The 7,249-nt window shown below is 46.0% G+C and carries 5 protein-coding genes and 1 riboswitch; of the genes, 3 read left to right on the top strand and 2 right to left on the bottom strand.

Translation table 11 applies throughout. The annotated features are described in order from the left end of the window. Positions 1 to 325: 325 nt before the first annotated feature. Positions 326 to 1,600, bottom strand: coding sequence for an alpha/beta hydrolase fold domain-containing protein (locus WBA89_RS02300; protein WP_424403700.1), 1,275 nt, complete (start codon positions 1,598 to 1,600; stop codon positions 326 to 328). 174 nt (positions 1,601 to 1,774) lie between these two features. Continuing rightward, positions 1,775 to 1,919, top strand: a riboswitch (cobalamin riboswitch). Between the two features lie 452 nt (positions 1,920 to 2,371). On the opposite strand from WBA89_RS02300, the gene WBA89_RS02295 reads away from it, so the two are divergent. The 3 genes from WBA89_RS02295 to WBA89_RS02285 all read left to right on the top strand — a co-directional run bounded on the left by WBA89_RS02295 (position 2,372) and on the right by WBA89_RS02285 (position 5,579). Next, entirely contained in the window at positions 2,372 to 3,487 is a 1,116-nt protein-coding gene (locus WBA89_RS02295; protein ID WP_424403698.1) for a fatty acid desaturase, read from the top strand. Between the two features lie 693 nt (positions 3,488 to 4,180). Beyond that, complete coding sequence (locus WBA89_RS02290) at positions 4,181 to 5,170, top strand: methyltransferase domain-containing protein (protein WP_424403696.1); 990 nt, start codon at positions 4,181 to 4,183, stop codon at positions 5,168 to 5,170. 274 nt (positions 5,171 to 5,444) lie between these two features. Next, the gene (locus tag WBA89_RS02285; RefSeq protein ID WP_424403694.1) at positions 5,445 to 5,579 is read left to right on the top strand and encodes a hypothetical protein; all 135 of its coding nucleotides are present in this window, start codon (positions 5,445 to 5,447) and stop codon (positions 5,577 to 5,579) included. Between the two features lie 57 nt (positions 5,580 to 5,636). Here the strand turns inward: WBA89_RS02285 and WBA89_RS02280 are convergent. Next, positions 5,637 to 7,249 (bottom strand): serine/threonine protein kinase (locus WBA89_RS02280; RefSeq protein ID WP_424403692.1); only part of this gene is annotated, 1,613 nt, incomplete at its 5' end.

The following is a 7,249-nucleotide window of genomic DNA, read 5'->3' as shown; positions in this document are numbered from 1 at the left end:
TCACTCAGGAGCCGTGTGCGGTGAAAGTCGCTCTTCCCGGTTTTGTAGGAGAGATGGTGGGGGACACCCTGCCATCGACTCTCTAACAGATTGACCGATCGATCAATTGGATCGCGCGTGCGTCAGTCAGTGTCCGCAACAAATGAGCGGACTCGCATTCCGTACTATGAACCTTTGTTATACCATTTCTCTAAAATCATGCAATACTCTCCGACCCCCCCTAGCCCCCCCTTGCTAAGGGGGGGGACAAGAATACTGTTGCATTATTTTTTGAAATTGGTATTAGATCGGTTAATCGATGGGACAGGATATGAAACCTTTTAATTTATCGAGCTGCATTAGTTCTGGGAAGCGGGATGAATTCGTAGTCGGAAGATTTCAAAGCCCAAGCCAAAAAACGTTCTGTGCAATACAAAGCTAATTGATTGCTAGGGCCGTTAAAAATTGTATCAAAGGCGTGTTCTGCCCAAGGAATTTCGAGCAAAATAGCCCCATCGCCCGTGGCGCGCAATCTTTCGTAGAGCGATCGCCCAAACTTAGCTTGAACGATATGGTCGCGCCCTGCATAAACCAGCAGAGAAGGGGGCAGATTTGGTTTAATATAATTTATCGGAGAAGCCCTGCGGTAAAGTTCCTTGAGTTGCTCTGGCGTTCCTCCCAGAAAGGCGCGCAAGACGGCTCGAACGTTTATAGCATCAGGAAAAGGTGGGTCGTTGTATCCCCGGATCAGGTCGTTTGGCCCGTAATAGTTCACTACTGCTCTAACAGGAAGTACGCTCGAATCGTAAGCAGTTAGCATTGCTAAATGAGCACCGGCTGACCTTCCCATCAGGGCAATTCGATCGAGATCGATTTCCCAATCAGCGGCACGATTTTTGATATAGGAAAGTGCGGCCTGCACGTCTTCAAGCTGAGCCGGAAACTGATATTTGGGAGCGTGGCGGTAATCAATTGCCACAACACAATAACCTCGCGCGGCCATGTAGCGGCTGAATTCTTCATTGTCATCGGGATTGCCTCTTTGCCAAGCTCCTCCGTAAACCGTGATTATCGCCGGATATTTGCCAATTTGCATCGGCCGGTAAAGGTTTAATTTCAGCGAAACTCCGTCAGGGTTAGCAAATACAATAGCCCGATCGCTCCTCACGTCTCTAACCGGAATTCCCCGGAAAGAATCTGCTAGGATAAAGGGTTGAGAACGCATCTGCGCGCGATCGGCACTAGGAACGGTTGCTAAATAGTTTCTCCCAAGAACTGCTTGCATTTGGGTAGCTATCGCTGCACTGGCGGCGGGGAACTGCATCAAGGGGAGCAGGCTCAAAATTAAGGCGCACAGGTTACAAATCAGTAAAATAATGTAAGCTTTGCCGTTAGGTCGTCCCAGCAGGTTTAGCAGAAGGGCGATCGTATTTATAGCGACCAACCAAGGACTGATTTCCGGCGAACCCACCGCCAAAGGGTACAGGAACAGCGTCGGTGCTGGTAGGATGACCCAGAGACTGAAAAATAGCCCGATCGCGCTCAGCAACCTGCGGATAAATCGCGAGACTGAAAACGCTGCTAATAAAAGTAACTTTTTGCCGTTATTCTTGGAGAGCATCGGATTTCTCAGCCTAATTTTTAATCAGCTTAAACTACTATGGCCGTTTTGATTGGTGAGGCGATCGCCAGTGCCACCACCCAATCAAAGTAATGCGTTCCAGTACAGCTATTTGTGAGGTTGCTGACAGGTTTTACAATTTTTTATGCCAACAAGCCAAAATTGTGATAACCTCATAGACGTGCAAAAATCGGTGCCAACAAAAAACCACCGTTGGCAGAAACGGGGAAAATCCGGTGCAAATCCGCTGCTGTCCCGCAACTGTGATGAGATTAGAGAATCTCTCAGTCAGAAGACCCGCCGATCGCCAACCTGTTCTTTTTCGTCTACGAGGCATAGATGATGGTTAATTCAGCATTATTATCAGTAGATTTTCGCATTGAAAATTTAGTTGCAGCTTGGAATCTGGGAACTTAAAATTTATTCTAAAATTTGGGGATCTCCGCGACAGAAGTACGCGACACCGCATCCGTTTTTGAGCGGGGTCAAAAACGATCTATTGACTGAGAACGATATTGATTAGATTTCATTGATTCCTGAGAGATTGTCAGTGAAATAAGAATTTATTCGTGACTGTGAATACTAGGCAGTATGCCACAAATCGCTAACTTTTTCGCGGTAGCCTGTCGCTAGCATCACCAAATCATCAGTTGTCAAAAACAAGCTTAATTTCAACCGCAGTTCACCAAATTTAGGGCTGCAAAACAATACAAAAATAGCCGCATCCCGATGTTAAGCCAAGCAATTATCCACACAAAACAGACATCCTGAATGAAAAATGCGATCGCCAAATCAGATTTTGTGCTAAATCTTTACATGAAAAGCAACAATTTCACAGCAACTTGGCAAATACTCAATACAGTCATTCCCTATATACTTTTATGGTTTGTAGCATTTAAAGCTGCTGCTATTTCTGTATGGCTTCTGCCGCCAATAATAGTGTTAATGACACTTTTTTCGGGACGGTGTTTCTCCTTAATGCACGATTGCGGACACTACTCTCTTTTTAGTGCCAAAAAAGTCAATCGCCTTGTTGGTTTTATGCTAGGTATCATCAATGCAATTCCTCAGTATCCCTGGTCGAGGGGACACGCTTACCATCACAAACACAATGGTAACTGGGATATGTATCGAGGCCCTTCGGCGTTGATTTCCACAGAAGAATTTGCGGCACTAAATCCATCTAGCCAAAAAATCTATCAGTTGCTGAGACACCCGTTAATGCTGTTTCCCGGTGGCTTTTTTTACTTGATTATCAAACCGAGACTCACGCTATTATTGGGAATTTATGATTTTAGCAGACATATATTTGCTTGTCTCAAACAAAATCATGGCATGAGTTTATCGGCAATCATTGCTTCTTACAAATCCAAACATTGGTATACAAAGGCTGAGTTTTGGGATTTACTATTCAACAATATTTGTGTTGTTGCTAGCTGGGTTTATCTGAGCAATTTACTGGGGGTTGGCTTTTTCTGGAGTGTATACTCAATTGTCATGACTTGTTCGGCAGCAATCTTTATCTGTATTTTCTTCGTGCAGCACAACTTTGAGGGTTCTTACGCTCATAAAACAGAGGGATGGGACTATCTTTTAGGCGCAATAGAAGGAAGCAGCTACCTAAAATTACCAAGTATTCTCAATTGGTTTTCTGCTGATATTGGTTGCCACAATATTCATCATCTCTCCGAGCGAATACCTAACTACAATCTTCGGGCTTGTCATCGAGCAAACATTCACCTGCTTGCAAATTCAAAAACCCTGACTTTGCGCGACATTCCTAAATGTTTCAAATTCATTGTTTGGGATGCTGAATCTGATTCCCTGCAATCAATAGAATCCTTTCACCAAAAAGCAGAAACTCAATTGATTAACGTAGCATCTTGAAATCTGCTAATACATTTGGGTACTTTGTCACTACCTAAATGCTGCGATTTGGTTGCAAATAGCGGGAGAAAATTGAATGGCAAGTTAGATTAAATCCGAGTTTGCCATCCCCTGTATCTTCTGACTCTTCTCTTTCCTCTTCTCTTCGCGTACTGCGTCTTCGCGGTTCGTCAAGAGAATATGTTACCCTAATTGGGTATTATAAAACATATTCCCTGTAGGTGAAGCAACTGATAAACCGGGTTTGCGGAACAATCAGTTGACAGCTTATCGAACTGCAAAAAAAACCGATTTCTGGGGTGTAATTCACAAACCTGGAAGACGCTGTATCATATAGCAATCCTAAGTGATTTACTCGTTCTACTCGTCTACTCGTTACCAGGCTCTGCCTGGTAATGCAGATAGGCGAGGCTCTGCCTCCATTTTCGCAGGCGAGGCTTTTTCGCAGGCGAGGCTCTTCAAGAGTGACATCGATTCCTAGGCTCTTAGCCTCTTAACCAATTATTGAAAATGATTTAGGATTGCTATAGAAGAGTTGAATTGCCAAAATAGCTGGGACAGGCGAGGCAGCCAATCTCACAATAATTCGATCGCCAGGACTTGGGCAATTCAACTCTAATAATTCAATCCCCAGACTTCGATAGGCGATTTTAGCAGACATTCTGCTCTCAAGAAAAAAGAAAAAAGGAAAAAATGAATTTATTTGTGGTATTTGGACTTTTGTTTGGACTGCTGGCGATCGCCCTTGCGATCTATTTAATCACGGCGAGGCGCTATCAATCATCCGACTCTGTGGCCAACTCCTACGACGAGTGGACAGAAGACGGGATTTTAGAATTTTACTGGGGCGAACACATCCACTTAGGCCATTACGGTTCGCCGCCGCAACGGAAAGATTTCCTCACAGCAAAATCCGATTTTGTGCATGAAATGGTGCGCTGGGGCGGCTTAGATAAATTACCTGCTGGTACTACTGTTTTAGATGTGGGCTGTGGAATTGGCGGTAGCAGCCGCATTCTCGCCCAGGATTATAAGTTTGCTGTGACGGGAATTACTATCAGCCCGCAGCAAGTTAAACGCGCTCAAGAATTAACTCCCCCAGAACTCGATCTGCAGTTTCGGGTGGATGATGCTATGGCGCTTTCGTTTCCCGATGCGAGTTTTGATGTGGTTTGGTCGATCGAAGCTGGGCCTCATATGCCAGATAAAGCTGTTTTCGCCAAAGAGTTGATGAGAGTAATCAAACCCGGTGGCCTGCTGGTTGTGGCTGACTGGAATCAAAGAGATTCGCGCCAAATCCCTCTCAATTTTTGGGAGAAACCCGTAATGCGACAACTGCTGGATCAGTGGTCGCATCCGGCTTTCTCAAGCATCGAGGGCTTTTCAGAACTTTTAGAAGAAACGGGGTTTGTGGAGGGCACTGTGACCACCGCAGATTGGACGCAAGAAACCCTTCCTTCTTGGATAGATTCTATCTGGCAAGGTATAGTTAGACCGGTCGGATTAGTACGTTTTGGTGTATCAGGTTTTATCAAGTCTCTGCGAGAAGTACCGACACTTTTACTAATGCGGTTAGCATTTGGTGTGGGGCTTTGTCGTTTTGGGATGTTTCGCGCAGTGCGATCGCATTCCTTGGCAGAATTAACCGAAATAAATTCCACTAAAACTATGACAGGTGTTTAGGATCGAAAACTTAATAATATCAAATCCTCTCTTCATCGGAATAGTAAATTCACTGTTGACTGTTGACTGTTGACTGTTAACCGTTAACAGTTAACAGTTAACAGCACCAGGAGTGCAACCGGAATTGATATAACTTAAACACCTCCTACAGTCTTCTCTCCTGTAATATCAAATCCTCTCTTCATCGGAATGATTCAGATATATATTCTCGGACTCTGTGTACTCTGTGTTCTCTGCGGTTAAATCATTCCGATGCAACCGGAAACGATATAAGTTGCTAGATCGAAGGAGGCAGAGCCTCCCGATCTGCATTACCAGGCAGAGCCTGGTAACGAGCAAACAGTCAACAGTCAGCAGTCAGCAGTCAACAGTCAACAGTCAACAGTCAACAGTCAACAATCATGTTTGAGTGCAACCGGAATTGATATAACAGATCGAACTTAAAAAAAATATTGGAGAGGTTTAATTACCGCCAGCCCAACCACCTGAGCACGGGCACAACTAAATAATGACTCACTCCCAAACAAAGCCCGATCGCACTTCCCAACAAACCAAAAAACACAACAGAACCCCAAACTTGCAGCCAGAAATTAGCCTCAGACGACAGCGACAAAATTCTCAAAAAAGCCCCAGGAAAAATGTTAAAAGCATTCAAAAACAAAAACATTCCCGTAGAACAAACAGCCACCACTAAAGCGTGAACTAATTGATGGCTCCGCAAACCCATTCCCACGGTCATAGAGGCGATCGCAAAAGCCCCCAAAATAATCCCCTGCACGCCGCTAGAAGTTGTTGCTTCCATCCAGCACAAACCCGCCAATAAATAGGCTTGACCTCCCATCAATCCCGACAGCCAATACTGTTTTTGTTGGCGAAAACTCCCCGCATCCGTCAAACCGATCGCAGTTCCCCAACCGGCAAAGGCAAACAGCAGCACTTCGGGCCCGACAGCGAAAGTCATGTCAGGAATTAATTGGTGCAAACCTTCATTTAGAAAACTGGCAACTTCCTGGCCCACAGGCGAAGCATAGCCCAAAACCAAACCGCCGATCGCCCCCGCACATCCGCCAACCCCGCCGAGCACCATTTCCCAGCCGGTATCGAGAGAAGCTACCACGATTTGGGCGATCGCCCCGAACAGCACAACCGTCAAACTTGCGGTTTTTTGCGCCGCCGCCACTACTGCTTGCCGCGAGAATTCTACAATAGTTTGACCGATCGGGGCGATCCTCTTCGAGGGCTTCGCTAACGCAATTTTGCCCTTACTCCTAGCATAAATCTCCTGCAAACGCCTTTTAAGCTCAGCAGCCGAAGCCGGACGCTGCTGCAGATTCGATCGCACCATATCATCCAACAAATTCCCAAAAGCCGGACTCACAGACACAATATGTCGCCACCGCAACTCACCCGTCATCGGATCTTCAATTTCAGCGGGATACTTCCCCGTCAGCAAATGAATGCAAGTCCGCCCCAAAGCATAAAAATCCGTCGCCGGCACCACACCGCCGCCCACAATTTGTTCCGGCGGGCTGTATCCGGGCGAAATCAAGCGCGTCGAGCTCCCAGAATCTTTCCCCACCGATGCGCCACCGCCCATCTGTTTAACTCCCCCAAAGTCGATCGCCACCAATTGCAATCCACCCAAACCCTTATTCAGCAAGGTTTGTGGCGATTGCGGGTCTCGCAGCATCAAATTTGAGGGTTTAATGTCGCGGTGAATAATCTGACACCTGTGCAATTCCTCTAAAATATCCACAGCTTGACTCAGCCAACTAAACACCCATCCCTGCGGACACCCCTGAGAGTGTTCTTCGAGAACTGCTTCTAAAGTTTTGCCGTGAATTTTTTCCATGACCAAACAAGGCAAGTGCCTCGCTGTGACATTTCTATCCACGCCTGAAAAATTTTGGGTTTTGACATGAAAATAACCGTCCGGCTCGACTATCGGGACACCGGGATGCCGCAAAAATGCCAAAACCCAAGCTTCTTGCTCGAACAGTTTCAGCGCTTTCGGGGCAGTTTCGAGCAATACTTTCAGGACGCGATCGGTTTGAGTTTCTGTGTCCCAAACCGTGTATA

It is taken from the genome of Microcoleus sp. (genome assembly GCF_049646505.1).
Classification (GTDB): domain Bacteria; phylum Cyanobacteriota; class Cyanobacteriia; order Cyanobacteriales; family Microcoleaceae; genus Microcoleus.
This window is presented reverse-complemented; position numbering and strand designations above follow the sequence as displayed.